Below are 20766 nucleotides of genomic sequence, written 5' to 3' on the forward strand. Positions count from 1 at the left end.
GCATCAGCCTAGGTGAAGAACCGGGGAAGCAATTGCAAGGGCCAGTGCGAACTCCACAGCAATCCATACAGGGATGAGGCCCGGTGCCCGGTTCTCTTTCGAATCTGCAAGATGGGAAACCAAACGGCCAAGGCCCGCGCCAAACCAGCCAGCTGCGACGGGCATGATGGCGAGTAAGGCAAGCGGATTATTCAAGCGCAGCAGGATAACCAGCGCTGTAATGTGTAGCATGAAAAGCAGGCCGCCATAGGTGGCGCGGAACTCTGAAAATCCCCCCGGGCGCGCCGGATCAGGGTCTGGAACCAGCCTCACAACGCCCTGCGCCCATTTCGGGGCGAAGAGTGCGCCAAGACCGATAAGGGCGCAAAATACGAGCGCGGCCGACGAAAGCAGAATGAATGGTGACATGTGGTTTCCCTGGCGGCCAGAAAGCGATGTGACGGTTCAAATGGTTTAGCTAGCTAAACACCTGCATTTTTCCAGGCCGATTTCGGCCAGCGCCTGTGCTGCCAGAACCACTGTTCAGGGTAGGCTCGCACCTGCGCTTCGATGAAATTGGTAATTTGTTGAACGCAATCGCGAACAGCGTCTTCGCCGTCCAGCCCGGCGCGAGGGCGTATTGGTTCATGAATTGTGGTTTGAAAACGTGCAGGCCCGGTCCGCAAGGTCGAGACGGGGATAATCGGTACGTCATATTTCAACGCAAGACGTGAAGGCCCCGGTGCGGTCATTGCTTCATGACCAAAGAAGGGAACGCCGAGGCCCTTGTTGAATTTCTGGTCGTTCATCAATGCAACAGAGCGACCCGCCGACAAAGCCCGCATCAGTTCACGCGTGCCGAGGCCCTTCGGCGTTAGGACGCCTATGCCGTAATCATGACGGACCTTATTGATGCGCCGGTCAATATGCGGGTTGTTCAGTGCCCTGTAGGTCACGAGACAATCGACAGGCCGACGACAGATGACAGCCGCCATCACCTCCCAGTTCGCGAAATGACCTGATATAAAGACTGCACCTTTTTCGCTCGTCTCGACCGCGTCCAGTCGCTCCGGGTGTATGACCTCGACCCGGTCGCCCTCATAAGGGTGTATCCTCGGCAGGTGCGGTAGTTCACCGGCCGTCCGTCCCACGCTTTCCCAGCTTGCCTTTGCCACCTCTTCGACCTTCGCCTCTGTCCAGTCAGGGAAAGCCATGCGAAGATTGCGCTTGACCGTTTTGTCCTGGCTCAGCAGCGGGGCAATCCGCTTGACCAGCCAGCCAGCAAAATCCGAGGCCCGGTCAGGCCCCAGCGCTTTCATGGGCCACCAGTAGATGAGATCCCACGCAACCGCTTCCAAAAGCCAGGCAAGTCGCTGGCGCCAGGTCGACCGATCGTCGATGTCTTTCGGCCTGATGTATTGGGTCTTGTCGTCGCTCATCACATAAGCCTGTCTGTAACAGGCTTGAGGAGTTCTACCAGATCAGACGACCGTTGGAGCTGGGCAGCAACGGGGAGTGTGGCGATATCTTTGCGCTGTGCGGGGGGCAGCCGGACAAAATCCTTCTCGGTTGTGATCAGCTGCGCGTTGTAATCGGCCGCGAGCGCTCGAAGATATCTGAGGTCACTTTCACTATAAGTGTGATGGTCGCCGAAAGGTACCGCGTCTAGTGGCGGCGTTCCGTAGGCTTTCAGCGTGTCAAAAAATTTCTCTGGCCTGCCGATGCCCGCAAAAGCAACATAAGCCCCAGGCGTTGGAGGCGAAGCAGGCATTATACTGGCGCGAAAAACCGGCCCCTCGAAGTCGCTCAACTCGTCGGGCGGTTCACCTGCACCCATCAGAATTACGGCATCGGCCCGGGCGAGCCCCGCCTGGACGGGTTCGCGCAGTGGGCCTTTCGGAATCACATGGCTGTTCCCAAAGCCTGAAGCGGCATCGACGACAATAATGGAAAGCGTTTTCGCCAGGCCGGGGTTCTGGAACCCATCATCCATAACTATGACATCGACGCCATCAGATTCCATTGCCTGACCGGCGGCAGCGCGGTTGGCGCCAATCCACGCTTCGCCGGATTGAGACAGCATGAGCGCTTCGTCGCCAACTTGCGAGGCGTTGTGTATTTCAGGATCAACCCGCAGCGGACCTTGCAACTTGCCGCCATAGCCGCGCGACAGGCTGGCAGCTCGAATGCCATCATGCAGCCCGGTGAGATGTTGCCGTATGGCAGCAACGACGGGACTCTTCCCACTGCCGCCCGCCGTGAGGTTGCCGACACAGATCACAGGAATGCCGATCTTAAAAGGATCGGCGTTGCGTATGCGCCGGGCAGTGACCCCGGCATAGACCGCAGCAAGTGGCGTCATCAGGAGCCGGGTCAGCGGTGCCCCCTCGCGTGACTTTGGGTCGACGTCACGGTCCCAGAAGCGTGGTGAGCGCATCATGAAGTGGTCTGTTCCAACAACCTGTCCAGCGCGTTAAGCGTCACGCGCATGGGCTCTTCTGCCTGCGCCTTAAGAGACGCCTTAAGCGTGTGTGAAGGCGGGGGCAGGGGGAAAGCTCGTCGCAGTGCTTCCTGGTCGCGAACGATCTGGAAACTGGTATTGCCTTCCAGCCTGGCAGCAAGGTCGGCAAAATTGTGTATGTGCGGCCCGGTGAAGACCGGCTTGCCGATGCGCAGGATCTCGATCGGGTTGTGCCCACCAACGCCGTTTGCATGACCACCTCCGAGATAGACGCTGTCGGAAACGCTGGCGAAGAGGGCCACTTCTCCAAGCGTGTCACACAAAAGCACGTCGTCTGCTGTCGTCGGAGTTTCGCCGCGAGAACGTACAGAGAAGGTCAGCCCGCGGTCCTTGAGCAGGCTCTCAATTGCTTCGCGACGTTCTGGATGGCGCGGAATAATGGTCAGGGCAGGTCGCGGATCAATTCCCTCGAGGGCGTTGAGTATCCACGCCTCCTCACCTTCATGGGTAGAAACCGCGACAATGCAGCGTCGCCCACCAATAAAGGCGTTACGAATGGCCTGAGCCTCGGTTTCGCTAATGTCGCCGACCGACAGCGAAAGTTTGAGACTGCCAGGACAGGGCACGTCGGTCTGAGCCAAATTTCGGAGCGCCTCAGCTGTCTGGTGGTCCGCAGCGATAATTGTATCAAAGCTCGAAAACACTTCGCGAGCAAACCCCTGCCAAAAGGTCCAGCCTTTCACGGACTTATTGGTCATACGCGCATTGATGAGAGCAAGAGGGATTTTCCGGCTGCTGGCTTCCAATATGAGGTTCGGCCAGATTTCGCCTTCAGCGAAGACACAAAGGATGGGCTGCCAATTGTCGAGAAAGCGGGCTGCGATGTCGGGTGTGTCGAGCGGGGCCACCTGGTAGCGGCCTCGTTCACGCAAAACGTCGGAGCCATTTAAGTGGCGATTGATCAGCTCAGCTGCGGTCTGAGTCTGGCTTGTGAACAGGAAGTGAAGGTTTGCGCGTTTCGCGCCAAGTCTTTCAGCGACTTCGAGCAAGAGCCTCGTTTCACCAATACTCGCACCATGCATCCAGACAAGATGGGCTGGCGTAAGGTCCATATCCGGGCGGGCGAACCGCTCTGCTATCCGTTTAGCATTTTCCTTGCCGTGCTTCGCCCTGCGGCGCAGCAGTGACCCGAGAAAGGGCTGCGCTGCGCGCGTCGTGGTTCTATAAAGGAAACGGCCCATGCTCATCTGGTGAAGATAATCTGCTCTACAGGCTTCGCCAGACGCTAAACTGCTAGCGCTTTGCAACGACGGCTGCGGCTCGCTCGTAAGCTGCGTTCATCGCCTCTTCTATCTGGCGCAGTCTTTCTTCCTTGCCGACGGTCCTTTTCACGCTGAGGGGCGCCCCAAGGATCATGGCCCCTTTTGTGAAGGGGAGAGGGATCATGAATCTGTCCCAGGTGTCCAGTCTGAAGACCGGTCGGCAGTCGAGCGCATAAGGAATGATGAGGGCGTCGGTGCGCTGCGCCATGATAAGTGTGCCCGGCTGCACGGTTTCGGCAGGGCCGCGGGGACCATCAGGCGTAATGCAGACAACGCTACCGGACCGAAGGCGTTTGCTCGTTTCTGCAACAGCTGCTGCGCCGCCCTTATCCTTGTTCTTTCGCTTATCAGAGGACGAGCCGCGTACTGCCTCCAGTCCAAGATGTTCGATTGCTTTGGCAACGGCTTCGCCGTCCTTGGACAGCGAGATTAGCATGGAAGTCGGATATTCCTTGGCGGGCAGCTTTCGCGCGATCTTGCTCCAGATGACGGGCAATAGCAGCACCCTCGAATGCCACCCGGCTACCAGCAGGCCATTCTCCGCCGCCCATGCCTTTCTGAAAGTATCATCGCCTTCGACTGTCCAACGGATAGTTCGGGCACATAGGACCATGTAGGCCCAGATTAGATAACCAAGAGTGGCGGATATGAACGGCGAACGCAGGAAAGACTTCATCTGAGAGGCTGTCTCCCGTTCCTGCCGCCTGGAAATGGAATGGTGGGCGATACTGGGTTCGAACCAGTGACCCCTGCCGTGTGAAGGCAGTGCTCTACCACTGAGCTAATCGCCCGAAAACAGGAAGCGCGGTCTTATATCGAGGGGTGTTCTGGGTCAACGCGATAAGACATCAACGCCCGAAGAAGCCCGTTTCTCAGAATAAGTTTGCAAATCAGGCATGCAGAACTGCAATCAGCTAGCCGCTCAGCGTCTGGGTGCGACACATTGTGTTAAGGCAAGATTGGCGATTGACGAAGGGCAAACATGCCCGCCCGTGTTCCGATATCGACGTCCGAAAGCAATTTAGTTGCAATTGAAAAGGTTCAAGGGGCGCAAAATTGCGAACTCGCATCGAAGATGAACAACTGTTCAGTATGAACGGCCGTTCATCTTCGAACCTAAACCTAATTTCATAGTCGGAAAGGGTTGTGAATCGCGGGCGAAGTTGTCATTTAACCGACACGAACGGGGTCTGACATAGCGATGTCCCTCGTTGGATAAAACGAGCAACAAAGAAGGACAGACGGGCTGGAGCTAAGCCTCCGAGCCTAAATAAATAGTCTGGAGAGATTGAAATGAAAGATTGGTGCAACAACGAAGGTGCAAAACGTCTTCGTGAGAAAATTCGCGAGTATTGGGCAGAGCGCGGCTATGAAGTCGACGTAGACCTGGTCGATGCTGGCTTCGTTCCTGCAATGCGCAGCGCACGTACTGACCTGCGCAGCAATATGGTGAACGGCATGCCACGCCGTCGCATTGCGAAGACGCAGGAAGAAGTTCGCACGAGCTATCGTCCGAACGACGTTGTCGTCGAAGCGGCCTAAGGGTTCGCGACTGACTGGATAGCGTCCATCACTTCCACGTAGGAAGACGCACGACATCTTGTGTCATCCCAGTTTTCCGGTGATGGGCCGTATCCAAAGGTAACGTACACGAAGGGCAGTCCGGCATTCCGGGCTGCCCTTTCGTCTGTCTGGCTGTCGCCAATCATAATTGCCCTGTCGGGCGAGCCGTTTGCTCGATCGACAGTATGCAGAATATGTTCCCCTGAAGGTTTTTTATGTGGAACGCTATCAGCGCCACAAACGCTTGCAAAACGGCTCGTCAGGCCGAGCTTTCCAATCAGTGTTTCGGCCAGATGCTGGGTCTTGTTTGTGCAGATCGCCAGCGTCGCGCCCATCGCTGCCAGGGATTCAAGCGACCTTGTGGCGCCCTTGAAGGGTCTGCTTTCCGCGCAGATGTTGGCTTCATAATACTGCAGAAATGAATGCCAGAGGGGCTCGGTCTCGGCCGATGCTCGGCTGACACCCTGGAAGGCGAGACCTTTCTCGATCATAGCTTTCGCGCCCTGGCCGATCATGTGGCGGACGCTTTCGAACGGTACAGCTTGAAAGCCTGCCTTGGACAGGCAGTGGTTGAGCGCAAGGTGCAGATCCGGCGCGGTGTCCACCAACGTGCCATCGAGGTCAAAAACGATCGTCCAGCCGGAAAGTGTGTCGGAAGTCATGCTTGCTTGTTCTATCCTCTCGCATCGAGTCGTTTGATGGTTTAGGCGACAAGGCAAGGCAGAACGAGACTTTTTGATCATGCAAGACCGGGCGGCGCTCATCCTGGCGGCAGGCCAGGGCACACGAATGAAGTCGGAAGTTCCGAAAGTGCTCCACAAGGTTGGCGGCCGCGCAATGCTGGACTGGTCGATAGACCTGGCGCGCAAGTCCGGCTGTCGTCGTATAATCGTTGTCGTGAGTGCCGGCTCGGAGGCGCTTCAGGATCACGTGACCAGGGAGCTGGGTGAAGGATCCTTCGTCATTCAGGACCCGCCAATGGGAACCGGGCATGCGGTTCAGGCTGGCGAACAGGTTCTTCAGGACTTCGACGGCGATCTGATCGTGCTCTATGGCGATTGCCCGCTCATTCCGGAAACCGCGGTAAACGATCTTTTTAGCGAGCTCGCGAGCGGTGCCGATCTCGGCGTGCTTGGTTTCGAAGCGGAAGAGCCAGGTGCTTACGGTCGTCTGATCCAGACTGCTGATGGGAGGCTCGAGGGTATAGTCGAGGCCAAGGAGGCGAGTGCTGAACAACTCACCATCAGGCTTTGCAATTCCGGTGTCATGGCCGGGGCGAGGGAATTGATGTTCGACCTCCTGTCGAAAGTCACGAACGACAATGCAAAAGGGGAATACTACCTCACTGATATTGTCGGGCTTGCGAATGAGGCGGGATGTGTTTGCCGTGCCGTCACCTGCGATGAACAAGATGTCATGGGCGTGAACTCACGCGTGGAACTGGCGCAGGCAGAAGCGGTTTTCCAGGCAAAGCGCCGCGATACATTTCTGCGTGAAGGCGTCACGATGATTGCGCCGGAAACGGTCTTCTTCTCTCACGATACGACGATCGGAAACGATGTCGAAATTGAGCCGAATGTTGTTTTTGGAACGGGCGTCGAAGTTGAAGCCGGCGCTCGTGTCCGCGCTTTCTCGCATCTTGAGGGAGCTATCGTGCGCACAGGCGCAGAAGTCGGGCCGTATGCCCGTCTCAGGCCGGGTGCCGAGATAGGTGAGAAGGCCCGCATAGGTAACTTTGTCGAGGTCAAGAACACGACTGTCGGCAAAGGCGCCAAAGCCAATCACTTGGCTTACCTTGGTGATGGTTCGGTTGGCGCGGGCGCAAACATCGGCGCCGGCACGATTTTTTGCAACTATGACGGCTTCCTGAAATACCGAACTGAGATTGGTGCAGAGGCTTTCATCGGTTCAAACAGCGCACTTGTGGCGCCCGTATCGATCGGCGAACGGGCCATAGTCGGTTCAGGCTCTGTAATTACCCAGAATGTGTCGGATGACGCGCTTGCCCTCGGCCGCGGAAAACAGGTCGAGAAGCCGGGCTGGAGCAAAGGCTTCAGAGAACAGAAGCAGCGCGAGAAATCCTCAAAGCGTCAGGAGATATAAATTGGCATTTGAACGCGAAAAGGAAAACGCGGCAACGGCCGCTATTGAGTTCGTCGAAGACGGCATGACACTCGGTCTTGGCACCGGCTCCACCGCAAAATTCTTCGTCGAGGCGCTGGCAGACGAGATAGCGGATGGTCTTGTTGTGCGCGGCGTGCCGACAAGTGAGGAAACGCGCCGCCTGGCCGAATCGCTCGGGGTGCCGTTGGTACCTGTTGAGCAGGTTGATCGCATTCATCTCACCGTGGACGGTGCCGATGAGGTCGATGATCAGGCTCAACTCATCAAAGGCGGCGGTGCGGCACTTCTACGAGAAAAGATCATCGCGAATGCCAGCGACCTCATGATCGTGATCGCGGACCCCTCGAAGCAGGTCGAAGTGCTCGGCTCTTTCCCGCTTCCGGTAGAGGTCACGCCGTTCGGTTTCACCATCACGGCCAAGAAGGTCTACGACGCGCTCAAGACGTCAGGCGTGTCGCGGCCACGCATCGATGTGCGCCGGGGAAGTGGTGACAAACCGCTCGTAACCGATGGCGGCAATTACATTCTCGATTGCGCCTGTTCAGTCATTCCAGACCCGGCCTATGCGGCCGAGCTTCTTTCGGTAATCCCCGGCGTCGTGGAGCACGGTCTTTTCATCGGTCTAGCTCGCACAGTGATTATTGGCAGCGATGATGGGGCCTCAATATTTGAATATTGAGGCGACTGCCGCCACCTAGGCTGGCAGGTTAAAAGTACCGGAAGGAATTTCTCGATGGCTGAAGCTCAATACGACTTCGATCTGTTCGTCATCGGCGCGGGATCCGGCGGCGTACGCGCCGCGCGGATCGCTGCTCAGAACGGCGCGCGCGTGGCCATTGCAGAAGAGTACCGCATTGGCGGCACCTGCGTTATCCGCGGCTGCGTCCCCAAGAAGTTCATGGTTTATGCAAGCGACTATGGCCGGAAGATCGAGGAAGCTCGTCAGTATGGCTGGCAGGTAGAAGAGAAGGGCTTCGATTTCCCTGCTTTCATGTCGGCCATGCACGCGGAAGTCGATCGGCTGTCCGGCATTTATCTGCGCAATCTAGCCAATGCGGGCGTCGACGTTTTTGAGGAGCGCGCAGAGTTGAAAGACGCGCACACCGTTGTGCTCAAGGAGAGCGGCAAGACATTTACGGTCGACCGCATCCTAATCGCGACAGGTGGCACACCATGGCGACCCTCGGCGGAAGAGCTGCCTGGTGTCGAGCACACGATGACCTCAAACGAGGTTTTTCTCCTCGACGAACTCCCGAAACGCGTCGTCATCGCGGGCGGTGGATACATTGCCTGTGAGTTTGCCCATATCTTCGCTGGCCTCGGCGTGGAGACGTGCCTCGTCTACCGGGGCGATACGGTTCTGAACGGTTTCGACTGGGACGTTCGGACAGCCGTTCACGAAGGGCTTAAGGAAGCGGGCGTCCGCGTCGTCACCTCTGCCGTCTTCGAGGAAATCCGCGAAGTTGAAGGCGAAGAGTGTCCTTACTGCATAACGCTGAGCAACGGCATGGAGATCAATGCCGACAAGATCGTTATGGCAGTTGGCCGCCGCGCGGCGACAGATGGGCTCGGCTGCGAGGCGGCGGGAGTGAAACTCTCTGACAAGGGCGCAGTTATCGTTGATGACAGTTCCCGCACCAGCGTCCCTAACATTTTTGCCGTCGGTGATGTGACGGATCGCATCCAGCTGACGCCGGTCGCCATTCGTGAAGGTCATGCCTTTGCAGATACGATCTTCGGCGACAAGGAATGGCACTTCGAGCATGACGATGTCGCCTCGGCGGTCTTTACCCAGCCAGAAGTGGGCACGGTCGGCATGACAGAAGCCGAAGCCCGCAAGACGCTCGACAAGGTCGACATCTACAAGACCAAGTTCAGGCCGATGAAGACAATGCTCCTGGATGATCCTGAGCGTGTCATGATCAAGCTCGTGGTGAATGGCGAGACCGATCAGGTGGTTGGCGTTCACATCGTTAGTCCGGACGCAGGCGAGATGATCCAGATGATTGGGGTCGCTGTAAAAATGGGCGCAACCAAAGCACAGTTTGACGCGACCTGCGCTGTTCACCCGACCATTGCGGAAGAGATCGTGACCCTTCGCCAGAAATGGGTGCCGGAGACTGAACCAGCCTGATCCAGAATGGCAAAATCTTGCGACTGTGGGGCCCGGACCGCCCGTAAACTGCATTGGTCGCGATACAAAAACCTTATCTGTGGTAAAACTTGCCCATTCGAACGGAGGCCGCTAATACGCCCCGCTCTGGAGATATGAATATGACTTGGACGCCAAACAGCTGGAGGGCACGGCCCGCCAATCACATTCCGGATGACTACCCGGACGTTGATGCACTTGCGAACGTGGAAGCACGCCTGAAAGACTTTCCGCCGCTCGTATTTGCCGGCGAAGTCCGCAGGCTGAAGCAGCAGCTCGCGACGGTTTCCAGGGGCGAGGCGTTCCTGCTTCAGGGCGGTGACTGCGCCGAGAGCTTCAAGGAATTCAGCGCCGACAATATTCGCGATACGCTGCGCGTTATGTTGCAGATGGCGGTGGTTCTGACATTCGCCGCGTCCAAGCCGGTCGTGAAAGTCGGCCGCCTTGCGGGCCAGTTCGGCAAGCCACGCTCAGCGCCGATCGAAACAATTGATGGCGTTACGCTGCCATCTTATCGAGGCGACAATATCAACGGCATGGATTTCACGCCGGAGTCCCGGATGCCGGATCCGGAGCGACTGATCCAGAGCTATTCGCAATCGGCGTCTACGCTGAACTTGGTGCGTGCCTTCTCTCACGGTGGTTATGCAGATCTCGCAAACGTCCACCGCTGGATGCTGGGCTTCGTAGACCGCTCGCCTCAGGCAGAACGCTACAAAGCACTCGCGGAGCGTATCACGGACGCGCTGTCCTTCATGGAGGCGTGCGGTGTCAGCTCCAAGACCGTGCCGCAAATGGCGCAGGTGGATGTTTACACCTCGCACGAGGCGCTTCTGCTCGGCTTTGAAGAGGCAATGACGCGCGTCGATTCAACCTCGGGCGACTGGTACGACACGTCCGCGCACATGCTGTGGATCGGTCACCGCACGCGCCAGGTCGATCACGCGCATGTTGAGTTCTGCAAAGGCATTCACAATCCGCTCGGCATCAAGTGCGGTCCAGGCATGGAAACCGATGAGCTTCTTCGTCTCATCGAGACACTGAATCCGAAAGACGAGGCGGGTCGCATTACGCTCATCTCACGCTTTGGCTCGGAGGGCGTAAAAGAAGGTCTTCCGCCGCTTGTTCGTGCCATCAAGAACAGCGGTCGCAACGTTGTCTGGTCATGTGACCCGATGCATGGGAACACGCTCAAGACTGATAGCGGCTTCAAGACCCGTCCGGTTGACCGGATCCTGTCCGAGATCAGCCAGTTCATCGATATCGTTTCGAGCGAAGGCTGCTATCCCGGCGGCGTGCACTTCGAGATGACCGGTCAGGATGTCACGGAGTGTATCGGTGGTGCACAGGCAATCTCCGAAGCTGACCTGTCATCGCGATACCACACTCATTGTGATCCTCGCCTCAATGGCGAACAGGCGCTTGAACTTGCCTTCCTGATCGCAGAGAAGCTCCAGCTGATGAAAGAGGCGGTAAACGCCGAGGCTCGCCAAGCGAGCTGACTGGGGAGACAGCGCCATGCGTCGCAGGCGGGTTTGGCCCGCCTGGGCGCGGCCATCTGACATTGCGGATCTTTTGCGGCTTTCAGGGCCGATTGCCGTCTCACGCGCTGCGATGATGCTGATGGGGCTGACTGACGTTATCGTGCTCGGGCAGAATGCGCCGGAAGAAGTTCCCTTCGTCTTGAATTCGTGGCTGCCAATCGGTGTGTCGCTTGGCCTGACCATGGGCCTGTTGATGGGCGTTTCGGTCCTAACTGCTGAACTTGCAGGCATAGGGCAGGGCAAGGACACAGGACGCATCTTTAGACGCGGTATCCGGTTCTCACTGTGGTTCGGAGCAATCCTGACAGTGGTCATCTTCCTGACGGCAGGGCCGATGTTTCGCCTGTTTGGGTTCAATAATGAGGTCGCGTCTGGCACGGCGTCAGTCACGCGTATCCTCGCGCTCGGCCTCATCGGTCACATGCTCACCCATGTCGCAGGGTCTTATCTTGAAGCTCTCAGGCGGCCGCTTATCGTGGCGGCGATCATGTATGCTGGCGTACTGGTCAATCTGGTTATTGACCTTGCTGTCGTCGCCGGGTGGTGGGGTATGCCCAAGCTTGGTGCGGACGGCGTTGCAATCGCGACTACGGGTACGCGCTGGTTTCTGGTCGCGCTATTTCTCGTCGCCGTCTGGAAGATGACACCAGCCTTCAAGCCATCCAGCGAGGCGCCAGCAGATGAAGGGCGCCGCATGTTCTCTGTCGGGTATGGGACAGCCGTCTCAAATGTTGCCGAATGGGGCGGGTTCAATTCGACCTTCATTATCGCAACGCTGATCAGCACTTCCGTGAATACGATCTACGGCATGGCGATCCACGTTATCGGCTTCTGCTTCATGGCCTTTCTGGGACTTGGAACGGCGACCAGCGTGCGCGTCGCAGAGGCCTATGGGCGGAAGAATGCAGACCAGGTGCGCGAAGCGTCCCGGCTTGGAATCATCGCGACCCTGCTGATCGGGATAGTGCTAGGATTGCTTGTTTGGGTGTTCAGCGAGCAGCTGGCTTCAATCCTGATCCGGTCTGATGCAGAAGTCGCCGGCGTTGCGATCCATGCCGCCCTCGTGCCGATTATCGGATTTACATCACTCGTCATCGTCTTCGATGGTCTTCAGAACGTGGCCTCGATGGCGATGCGCGCGCAGAATGTGATCTGGCCGCCGACCTTTATTCATCTCGGCTCATATTTCCTGCTCATGTTGCCTCTGACCTGGTATCTCGGCATGGAGCGCGGCGGCGGCGCCATGGGCATGATGCAGGCTGTGCTCATAGCTTCGTTCATTGCTGGCCTGGCCCAGACTGCACTGCTGGAATCGAAAGCGGCGCGCCAGCTGAAGCCAACGCGCCGCAAATCATAGGTTCCTGGACGGACCTAGATGTCTTTCAGAGCCGAAGCTGGCTTGAAAGCGCCAGAGGTCTTTTCGGCAATCTGGATCGTTTCGCCGGTTGCCGGGTTACGGCCTTCACGAGCGCCGCGGGTCTTGGCGTGGAAGGTGCCAAAACCAGCGATAGCGACCTGCTTGCGGTCCTTCACTGCGCCGGAGATGGTGTCGAAGACTGCGTCCACCGCTTTGCCGGCGTCTGCTTGTGACATGCCAGCAGATTCTGCGACGGCTTTCGTAAGTTCACCCTTATTCATTGGGCACTCCTCTTTGTTAACGGCGATTTTGTGCCGTGAAAGTTTTCTACATGATTCGAGTTGGGTAGATATGCTGAAAACCCAATAACCACGGGCTATTTCAGCAGAATCCACCCTTCTTCGCCCTCAATCTGTGTAATTTCTTCGCTTGTGAGGGTTTCAGGTGCTCCAAACAGGGCACCGAGACGCCCCGCCTCGTCCAGACTGTAATAGTGGCGGGCGAGTGCTTCGACCTGCGCCTGGTCGATCACCTCGCCGGGGCGTGGCTTGGCATCAACGATGGACGGATAGACTTCTGCGAAGACGACATCGGTTTCGTCCAGCGTCTCTGCATCCATCGCTGCCAGGCCCGTCTCGAATGGCCAGATCTTGCTGTTCGGCAGAGAGTGGCGAAGCGTCTGAACGGTTGGAATTCCCAGCACAGACTGGCTGCCAACGGAGCCCGCGCCATAAAGCTGCCAGCTTGATTTCGGCTTCGCCTTGTAATTCTCGCGTACGAAGCGCTCGACGCGGCGGTATTCTTCGAGGCTTATCTCTTCGAAGTTGCCTTTGGTTGACGTCAGGGTCGTAAGCCGGTCCCGCGCGGGCGCACCCCAGAAAGGGAGCGGTCCCTTGCTCATGGCATAGTTGAGGCTCGCAGCGACCGCAAAACGCGTATTGCTGTTGTCGTCCGTCTCCTTGACCTTCGAGGCGAGATACTCGTGCATCGCTTGCCAGGCTGGCTTGTCTCTGGACAACCCGGCCAGTTCAGCCGTTCCGCTCGGGTAGCCCAGGCTGAAGTCGAAGCCGACAAGAACCTTGTCGCCGCGCTTAACGAACCGCTCGACCAGCCCCTGAATGAGCTCACGGGCTTTCTTGCGGGTAGACGGATTAGCAGCCTGAAACTGAAATTTCAGACGTGCGTCGCGGGCGAGCGCGCCAACCCAGACTGAGTTGGCGCCGAGCGCGGGTTTGCTCGCCGCGCTCCAGTCCACGATGATGTAAGCGTCGAAGAGACGCGCCATGACTTACCTCCGTGCGGGGTATGCTCAGGCGAGTTTGACGAGCATCTTCCCTTTGTTGCGACCCTGGAACAGGCCGAGGAACGCTTCTGGCGCCATCTCGATACCTTCCATTACAGTCTCCTCGAACTTCATGTCGCCATTCTGGATCCAGGTGGCCATGTCCTTGAGGAATTGCGGCTGCATATCTGCGTAAGTCGATACGATAAAGCCCTTGAGTGTCAGCTGTTTGCCGACAACCTGAATAATGTTGTTCGGGCCGGGCTGAACGTCGGTCGCATTGTACTGGCTGATCATGCCGCAGATCGCGAAACGCCCCATCGGCCGCGCGCATTCGATAGCGGCTTGCAGGTGATCGCCGCCGACATTGTCGAAATAAACGTCGATACCTTTGGGCGCGGCCTTCTTTAGCGCGCCAAGCAGTCCCTCATACGTATCATGTGCCTTGTAATCGATCACATGATCGGCGCCGAGTTCCTTGACGAGATTGCATTTTTCGCTGCCGCCAGCAGAACCGATAACGGTGCAATTCTTGATCTTCGCGATCTGGACGACTGTTGACCCTACAGCGCCCGCGGCACCCGATACAAAGACGGTGTCGCCTTCCTTGAGATCAGCGACCCGAAGGATGCCCGCATAAGCGGTTAGCCCGGGCATGCCTGCAATACCCAGCAATGCCGACTCAGGCAGGCCGGTCTGAGGGACTTTGTTGACCATGTTGTCTTCCGGCTTCCCGGTCCACACATCGCGCCAGCCGGCCATCGATACGATGAGGTCTCCTTCCGCGTAGTCAGGGTGTGCAGACGCCTGGACATGTCCGACGGCACCGCCGGTTAGCAGTTCGCCAATCTGGAAAGGTGGAACATAGCTTTCGCGATCATACATCCGTCCGCGCATGTATGGGTCGACCGACATCCAGGTGTTTCGAACCTGGATCTCGCCGTCCTTAGGGGCAGGGGCTGACACATCGACTGTCTTGAAATCGTCCGTCTTGGGCATTCCAACTGGACGTTTCGCCAGAGCCCAGCCTGTTCCGTTGATGTCTGACATATCGCGCTTCCTCACATATCTGATAGGTTTCGGTCGGCAACATGGGTCAACACGGCGCTTCTGTGAAGCCGGGGACGAAAGAATTCGCAAGAGTCTTTGACCGTGTGATCTGTGCCGGCTGCTTGCGTGCCAGCGTGGTGGAGTGCGATGGGGCAGCTAATCTGGAGTAAGGTATATGTCTCTCAAAATGGGCCTGATCGGTGCGGGCGTCTTCGGCGGTTATCATGCGGGGAAGATCGCAGAATCGCAGACCACTGATTTTGTCGGTGTGTTTGATCCCGATACCGCGCGCGCCGCTGAGCTTGCTGAAAAGCATGGCGTAAAGGCGTCCACTTCACAGGCTGAACTTCTCGCCGCTACCGACGCCGTCGTCATCGCGTGCCCTGCAATCTACCACGCCGAAACGGTTGAGGCCGCACTGACTGCAAACTGCCATGTGCTGGTTGAGAAGCCGCTGGCCCTCACAGGCGAGACCGCAAAAGCGCTCGCCGCGCAGGCAGACGAAGCCGGACTTGTTCTACAGGTCGGCCATCAGGAGCGACTGGTTCTCAAGGAGATGGGCCTGTTCGACCTGCCTGAGACACCGACCGTAATCGAAGCATGGCGTGAGAGCCCACCCGCGCCGACGGGCCGTGCTGGCGACGTATCGGTCATTTTCGATCTTATGATCCATGACCTCGACATGGTTGCGTGCCTGATGGGCGGCGCTGACAAGATCAAAGGGCAGGGGGCTATCATCCATTCCGGCCTCATCGACGAGGCCACAGCGACGCTGGGCTTTGCCAATGATGGACGCGCCGTCATCACATCCAGCCGCGCCGCCGAAGAGCGCCGCCGCAAGATGCGCCTCGCTTTCAAGAGCGGCGAGATCGAAATCGACTTCCTGACACGTGAGGTCCGCAACACCACCCCGTTCGAAGTCCGCGCAGATGTCTCGCAATCCCTGCCTGACCCACTCGGCGCGGCAGACAATGCCTTCTTTGCCGCTTGTCTCGGAAAAGGCCCTGTCCTTGTGCCGGGGAGCGAAGCAGTCGAAGCTGTGCGCGTGGCCGAAGCCCTAGAAACAACAATAAAGACAACCACCGGAGCCTGACCCATGGCCGCTGCCGAAAAAATCACCCCATCCGGCGACGCGCCGATCCAGTTCTTTGACCTGAAATCTCAGCAGGCCTCGATCCGCGGCGCACTCGAAGAGCGTTGGACGTCCATACTGGATCACGGCCGCTATATCGGCGGGCCTGAAGTTGATGAATGCGAGCAGAAACTCTGTGAGTTTACTGGTGCTGCTGACGCTGTCGTTGTCGGTTCGGGGACGCAGGCGCTCGTCATGCCGCTCATCGCGCTCGGCTATGGTCATGGCGATGCGGTCTTCATCCCGGGTTTCACCTATAACGCCACGGCGAATGCGGTCCTCCTCGCTGGCGCAACGCCAGTTCTGGTCGATATTGACCCAGCGACCTTCAACATGGACGCCGCAGACCTTGAGCGGAAAATCGAGAAGGTCAAAGGTAGCCGCAATTTGCGCGCGCGCGCTATCATGCCAGTCGATCTCTATGGTTTGCCAGCGGACTACAAAGCCATCCAGGCAGTCGCTGATGCGCACAACCTTCGAATTGTCGCCGATGCCGCGCAGGCTTTTGGCGGACGTCAGGACGGCAAGTGGATTGGCACGCTCGCTGAAATCTCTGCCACGAGCTTTTACCCGACCAAGACGCTCGGCGGCTATGGCGACGGCGGAGCGATCCTTGTGCGGGACAAGGAAGTCGGCGACCTGCTGCGCTCGATCCGCTGGCACGGCACAGGCGATAATCGTAAGGAATCTATCCGCGTCGGCATCAATGGCCGCTGCGATTCGATCCAGTGCGCCGTCGTTTCCGAAAAGCTCGGCATCTTTGAAGATGAGCGCCAGCGCCGCATCGCTTCGGCGACAATCTATGATGAGCGCCTTGCGGATAAGGTCGAAGGCCAGATCGGCGCCGAGGGCGACGAGTCAGCCTACGGTCTTTACACAGTGCGGGTGCCAGAGCGTGACGCCATCCGGGCCGCGCTGCAGGAAAAGGGCGTGCCGACGGCGATCTATTACGACACGCCGATCCACCAGATGCCGGCCTTCGAGCAGTTCTCGCCTCCAGGCGGTCTGCCAGAATGTGAACGTGCCTCGAAGGAGGTTCTCAGCCTGCCAATGCACCCATACCTGACGGAAGAGCAGGTCCACCGGGTTTGTGACGCACTCCTTGGTGCTTTGCAGCGCTGACAGTTTCTCTTATGTGGGCGCCATGACAGACGTGCTCAAAATACTGGCGGTCCAGTTCAACCCCGTTGTCGGTGACATCAACGGCAATGCGAAGCTTGCACGCGAGGCGCTTGAGGCAGGCGCGCGCGATGAGGCTGATCTCGTTGTTTTCAGCGAGATGTTCATCCTTGGCTATCCGCCGGAAGACCTCGTTCTGAAGCCGAGCGCGGTTGAGCTCAGCATGAAAGCGGTCGCCGACCTCGCAAAAGAGTCTGCCGACCTGCCAGCCTTCATCATCGGCTCTCCCTGGGCTGAGGATGGCGAGCTCTACAATTCAGAGCTTTTCTGCCGGGATGGCGCCATCGAAGCGCGGTACGACAAGCAGGAGCTGCCCAATTACGGCGTCTTTGACGAACAGCGCCTGTTCACGAAGGGCAAGTCGCCCGCCTGTATAGTTGAAGTGAAGGGCGTAAAGATCGGTCTCGCCATCTGTGAAGATGTCTGGTTCGACCGCGTCCCGAATGCGGCAAAGGCGGCTGGCGCCGAACTGCTGGTCATCCCCAATGGCTCGCCCTGGCGCCGCAGCATCCACACGGAACGTGCCGAGGCCTTCGACCGGTGGAGCCGGCTTGGGCTTCCATATCTTTTCGTGAACCAGGTCGGCGGTCAGGATGAGCTTATCTTTGATGGTGCGTCATACGCGACCAACACGGTGCATGCTGAACGTTGCGGCCTCGTCGGCCAGTTCGAGACCGGCACTGCCATAGTCGAGTTTGATCTCGCCACACGCAAGCTGCGTCTCCCCGATGGCGGATGTGAGCTCGATCCGGACGGATGGCATATGGAGTACCGCGCTGCGATGCTGGCGCTCGGTGACTATGTGAACAAGAACAGGTTTCCGGGTGTCGTGCTCGGTATGTCTGGCGGGATCGACAGCGCACTAACGGCCGCGATCGCGGTCGATGCGCTGGGGCCTGACCGGGTCTGGTGCGTCATGATGCCGTCGAAATACACCTCATCCGACAGCCTTGAGGACGCCAAACGTTGCGCCGAGGCCCTGGGCGTGCGCTACGATATCATCAACATCGCGCCGGGCGTCGGCGCCATGGATGAGATGCTGGACGAGCTTTTCTCCGGCAAGGAAAGCGACACGACCGAAGAAAACATTCAGTCCCGGCTGCGGGGTGTCACGCTGATGGCCCTCTCCAACAAGTTCGGCCACATGGTCGTCACGACGGGCAACAAGTCGGAAATGGCGGTCGGTTATGCGACGCTCTATGGCGACATGTGCGGCGGCTACAATGCGCTGAAGGATTTCTACAAAACCGAGGTCTTTGAGCTCTCGCGCTGGCGCAATATGAACCTGCCAGAAGGGGCGCTTGGACCGTCCGGTGAGGTTATCCCCGAGCGGATCATCACCAAGCCGCCATCTGCAGAACTGCGCGAAGACCAGAAGGATGAAGACTCGCTGCCATCCTATAACGACCTCGATGACATCCTGCGCGGGCTCGTCGATGATGAGGCCGATATCGACGACATCCTGGCGCGTGGCCACGATGAGGCGACTGTAAGACGCATCGAGCATCTCTTGTACATTGCCGAGTACAAGCGTAGGCAAGCGCCGCCCGGCGTCAAAGTCGGCGGCAAGAATTTCGGCCGCGACCGTCGCTATCCGATTACCAACCGTTTCAGGGATGATTGATGACCGCACCTGTCGTCCGTTTCGCGCCTTCGCCAACTGGCAAGCTTCATGTCGGCAATGTCCGCACAGCCCTTATCAACTGGCTGTTCGCCAAAGGGCAGGGCGGCAAATTCATCCTGCGTGTCGATGACACGGACACTGAGCGCTCGACGGAGGCCTATGAGAACGGTCTGAAAGCCGATCTCACCTGGCTTGGCCTTGTCTGGGACGACACGTTCAACCAGTCGAAGCGTTTTGACCAGTACGATGCGGCCGCTGACAAGTTGCGCGGCATGGGCCTGCTCTATGCCTGCTATGAGACCGCTGATGAGCTCGACCGCAAGCGCAAGATCGCCCTCTCACGCGGCCGCCCGCCCGTCTATGACAGATCAGCGCTCAGCCTCACTGATGAGGACAAGGCAAAACTGGAGGCCGAAGGCCGCAAAGCCCACTGGCGTTTCAAACTGTCTGGTAACCGGGTCGAATGGAATGACCTTGTCCGCGGCCCGCAGGGCATCGACACGTCCAGCGTCTCCGACCCTGTCCTGATCCGCGAGGACGGATCCTACCTCTACACGCTGCCATCGGTCGTCGACGATATCGACGCGAAGATCACTCATGTCGTACGCGGCGAAGACCACGTCACCAATTCCGGCGCGCAGATCGAAATCTTCAAGGCCCTTGGCGGCGAAACGCCGGACATGGCCCACACGCCGCTTCTGGTCGATGCCGAAGGCGGCGCCTTCTCCAAACGCCTCGGCTCGCTCAGCATGGATACGCTGGAGCAGCGCGGCATCCTGCCAATGGCAATCCTGTCACTGCTCGCCAAGCTTGGCACCAGCGACAATATCGAGGTCCGTGAGGACCTCGCCACGCTCGCAAGCGAGTTCGACTTCGGCAAAATCGGCCGCGCGCCTGCCAAGTTCGATGAGAAAGACCTCCTCAGCCTGAATGCGGTTCTGGTGCATGACCTGCCATTCGATGCGGTTCGCGAAGACCTCGAAAAGATCTCGCCAGATGCCGCGAACGAGCCGTTCTGGCTCGCCGTTCGCGAGAATTGCGAGACGGTCTATGACGCAAAGCCCTTCGCGGACATCGCTTACGGCACGATTTCATCAGTCATTGATGACGAAGACGCGGACTTCATTGCAGAGGCGCGCAACCGTCTTCCACAAGGAGAGCTGACCAGTGAAAGCTGGAAGGCTTGGACCACGGAGCTGAAAGAAGCGACCGGCCGCAAGGGGAAAGGGCTCTTCATGCCTCTCCGCAAGGCGCTTACAGGTCAGGAGCACGGCCCTGACATGTCGGTGATCTTCCCGCTTATCGGGCGCGAAGCTGCCGAACGGCGTCTGTTTCCACGCTAATTTCCGAAGATGTGCCGACCTAGTCGGAGAGTTTGACGATCCGGTCGCGCAAGGCATCGATGGCCTTCTCCGGCGTGCTCTCATGGACTAGCGCGCCGCGAAAGCTTTCCGGCGTGAACTTGCCATCGATGATGTGGTTCATCAGCTCGAAGAACGGAGCCCAGAAGCCATCCTCATCAAGAAATGCCATTGGCTTTGCGTGAAGGCCAAGGCGCGCCCAGCTCAGCATTTCTACGGCTTCTTCCAGCGTGCCGATGCCGCCGGGCAGCACGATGAAAGCGTCCGATTCGTCGAACATCATCTGCTTGCGCGTGTGCATGTCATCGACAATGCGGTGTTCGACCTCATCGAAGACGCGTTCTTTCTGAAGCAGGAACTTTGGCATGATGCCCAGCACTTCGCCTCCCGCTTCGTGAGCCGCGCGTGCGCAAGCGCCCATAAGGCCGACACCGCCGCCGCCATAGACCAGCTTGAGGTCCTGATCCGCGAGCGCGCGACCAAGATTGCGGGCAAGGGTCAGATAACCGGGGCGAACATCGTCGGACGACCCGCAATAGACACAGATTGATTTCAGTTTCGCCATTTCAGTCTCATTCTTTTTCAAAGCGCGTTTAGGCTACTGCGTGGATTCGTTCCAGCCTCGCCCTGTTCGCC

General features: G+C 58.2%; 20 protein-coding genes and 1 tRNA gene. 10 read left to right on the forward strand and 11 right to left on the reverse strand.

The window, feature by feature from the left end; all coding sequences use genetic code 11:
• Positions 1–3: 3 nt before the first annotated feature.
• From O4G74_RS13140 to O4G74_RS13165, 6 genes are all read right to left on the reverse strand, one after another.
• Complete coding sequence (locus tag O4G74_RS13140; RefSeq protein ID WP_269403069.1) at positions 4–408, reverse strand: DUF4345 family protein; 405 nt, start codon at positions 406–408, stop codon at positions 4–6.
• Positions 409–461: 53 nt separating this feature from the next.
• Positions 462–1418 carry a lysophospholipid acyltransferase family protein gene (locus O4G74_RS13145; RefSeq protein ID WP_269403070.1) on the reverse strand — a complete coding sequence of 319 codons (957 nt, stop codon included), beginning with the start codon at positions 1416–1418 and terminating at the stop codon, positions 462–464.
• Complete coding sequence (lpxK, locus tag O4G74_RS13150; protein ID WP_269403071.1) at positions 1418–2419, reverse strand: tetraacyldisaccharide 4'-kinase; 1002 nt, start codon at positions 2417–2419, stop codon at positions 1418–1420. Before lpxK ends, O4G74_RS13145 begins: the two co-directional genes overlap by 1 nt.
• Entirely contained in the window at positions 2416–3681 is a 1266-nt protein-coding gene (locus tag O4G74_RS13155) for a 3-deoxy-D-manno-octulosonic acid transferase (RefSeq protein ID WP_269403072.1), read from the reverse strand. Before O4G74_RS13155 ends, lpxK begins: the two co-directional genes overlap by 4 nt.
• 52 nt (positions 3682–3733) lie before the next feature.
• Positions 3734–4438: a lysophospholipid acyltransferase family protein gene (locus O4G74_RS13160; protein ID WP_269403073.1), complete on the reverse strand. Its 705-nt coding sequence runs from the start codon at positions 4436–4438 to the stop codon at positions 3734–3736.
• Positions 4439–4478: 40 nt separating this feature from the next.
• Positions 4479–4553: transfer RNA gene (locus O4G74_RS13165), tRNA-Val, on the reverse strand.
• Between the two features lie 502 nt (positions 4554–5055).
• Between O4G74_RS13165 and O4G74_RS13170 the strand changes: the two genes are divergently transcribed.
• Positions 5056–5304, forward strand: coding sequence for a hypothetical protein (locus O4G74_RS13170; protein WP_119380026.1), 249 nt, complete (start codon positions 5056–5058; stop codon positions 5302–5304).
• Here O4G74_RS13170 and O4G74_RS13175 read toward each other — a convergent pair.
• Positions 5301–6068, reverse strand: a complete 768-nt coding sequence (locus O4G74_RS13175) for an HAD hydrolase-like protein (protein ID WP_269403074.1) — start codon at positions 6066–6068, stop codon at positions 5301–5303. The two genes, O4G74_RS13170 and O4G74_RS13175, sit on opposite strands and share 4 nt — an antisense overlap.
• Between O4G74_RS13175 and glmU the strand changes: the two genes are divergently transcribed.
• The 5 genes from glmU to O4G74_RS13200 all read left to right on the forward strand — a co-directional run bounded on the left by glmU (position 6067) and on the right by O4G74_RS13200 (position 12502).
• A complete protein-coding gene (gene glmU / locus O4G74_RS13180; protein WP_269403075.1) occupies positions 6067–7428 on the forward strand; it encodes a bifunctional UDP-N-acetylglucosamine diphosphorylase/glucosamine-1-phosphate N-acetyltransferase GlmU in 1362 nt (453 codons plus the stop codon). The two genes, O4G74_RS13175 and glmU, sit on opposite strands and share 2 nt — an antisense overlap.
• Before the next feature lies 1 nt (position 7429).
• Positions 7430–8128, forward strand: a complete 699-nt coding sequence (rpiA, locus tag O4G74_RS13185; RefSeq protein WP_119380023.1) for a ribose-5-phosphate isomerase RpiA — start codon at positions 7430–7432, stop codon at positions 8126–8128.
• A 54-nt stretch (positions 8129–8182) separates the two neighbouring features.
• On the forward strand, positions 8183–9583 hold the full coding sequence (gene gor / locus O4G74_RS13190; RefSeq protein WP_269403076.1) for a glutathione-disulfide reductase: 1401 nt from the start codon (positions 8183–8185) through the stop codon (positions 9581–9583).
• Positions 9584–9717: 134 nt separating this feature from the next.
• Positions 9718–11103 carry a class II 3-deoxy-7-phosphoheptulonate synthase gene (locus tag O4G74_RS13195; RefSeq protein WP_419715400.1) on the forward strand — a complete coding sequence of 462 codons (1386 nt, stop codon included), beginning with the start codon at positions 9718–9720 and terminating at the stop codon, positions 11101–11103.
• A 16-nt stretch (positions 11104–11119) separates the two neighbouring features.
• Positions 11120–12502, forward strand: a complete 1383-nt coding sequence (locus tag O4G74_RS13200; RefSeq protein WP_269403078.1) for an MATE family efflux transporter — start codon at positions 11120–11122, stop codon at positions 12500–12502.
• A 14-nt stretch (positions 12503–12516) separates the two neighbouring features.
• On the opposite strand, the gene O4G74_RS13205 is transcribed toward O4G74_RS13200, so the two are convergent.
• The 3 genes from O4G74_RS13205 to O4G74_RS13215 all read right to left on the reverse strand — a co-directional run bounded on the left by O4G74_RS13205 (position 12517) and on the right by O4G74_RS13215 (position 14834).
• Positions 12517–12783: an HU family DNA-binding protein gene (locus tag O4G74_RS13205; protein ID WP_018147124.1), complete on the reverse strand. Its 267-nt coding sequence runs from the start codon at positions 12781–12783 to the stop codon at positions 12517–12519.
• A gap of 95 nt (positions 12784–12878) precedes the next feature.
• Entirely contained in the window at positions 12879–13787 is a 909-nt protein-coding gene (locus O4G74_RS13210; protein WP_269403079.1) for a hypothetical protein, read from the reverse strand.
• Between the two features lie 24 nt (positions 13788–13811).
• The gene (locus O4G74_RS13215) at positions 13812–14834 is read right to left on the reverse strand and encodes an NADP-dependent oxidoreductase (protein WP_269403080.1); all 1023 of its coding nucleotides are present in this window, start codon (positions 14832–14834) and stop codon (positions 13812–13814) included.
• Between the two features lie 175 nt (positions 14835–15009).
• On the opposite strand from O4G74_RS13215, the gene O4G74_RS13220 reads away from it, so the two are divergent.
• The 4 genes from O4G74_RS13220 to gltX are packed head-to-tail and all read left to right on the forward strand — an operon-like array spanning position 15010 to position 20112.
• Positions 15010–15927 (forward strand): Gfo/Idh/MocA family protein, encoded by a 918-nt coding sequence (locus O4G74_RS13220; RefSeq protein WP_269403081.1) that lies wholly within the window; start codon positions 15010–15012, stop codon positions 15925–15927.
• 3 nt (positions 15928–15930) lie between these two features.
• Positions 15931–17088: a DegT/DnrJ/EryC1/StrS family aminotransferase gene (locus O4G74_RS13225; protein WP_269403082.1), complete on the forward strand. Its 1158-nt coding sequence runs from the start codon at positions 15931–15933 to the stop codon at positions 17086–17088.
• 22 nt (positions 17089–17110) lie between these two features.
• Entirely contained in the window at positions 17111–18769 is a 1659-nt protein-coding gene (locus tag O4G74_RS13230; RefSeq protein ID WP_269403083.1) for an NAD+ synthase, read from the forward strand.
• Complete coding sequence (gene gltX / locus O4G74_RS13235) at positions 18769–20112, forward strand: glutamate--tRNA ligase (protein ID WP_269403084.1); 1344 nt, start codon at positions 18769–18771, stop codon at positions 20110–20112. The genes O4G74_RS13230 and gltX overlap by 1 nt, the downstream gene beginning before the upstream one ends.
• A gap of 19 nt (positions 20113–20131) precedes the next feature.
• On the opposite strand, the gene O4G74_RS13240 is transcribed toward gltX, so the two are convergent.
• A complete protein-coding gene (locus O4G74_RS13240) occupies positions 20132–20695 on the reverse strand; it encodes a TIGR00730 family Rossman fold protein (protein WP_269403085.1) in 564 nt (187 codons plus the stop codon).
• Positions 20696–20766 lie beyond the last annotated feature (71 nt).

Origin of the sequence: Henriciella marina (genome assembly GCF_027213945.1) — a bacterium.
Lineage (GTDB): Bacteria > Pseudomonadota > Alphaproteobacteria > Caulobacterales > Hyphomonadaceae > Henriciella > Henriciella marina_A.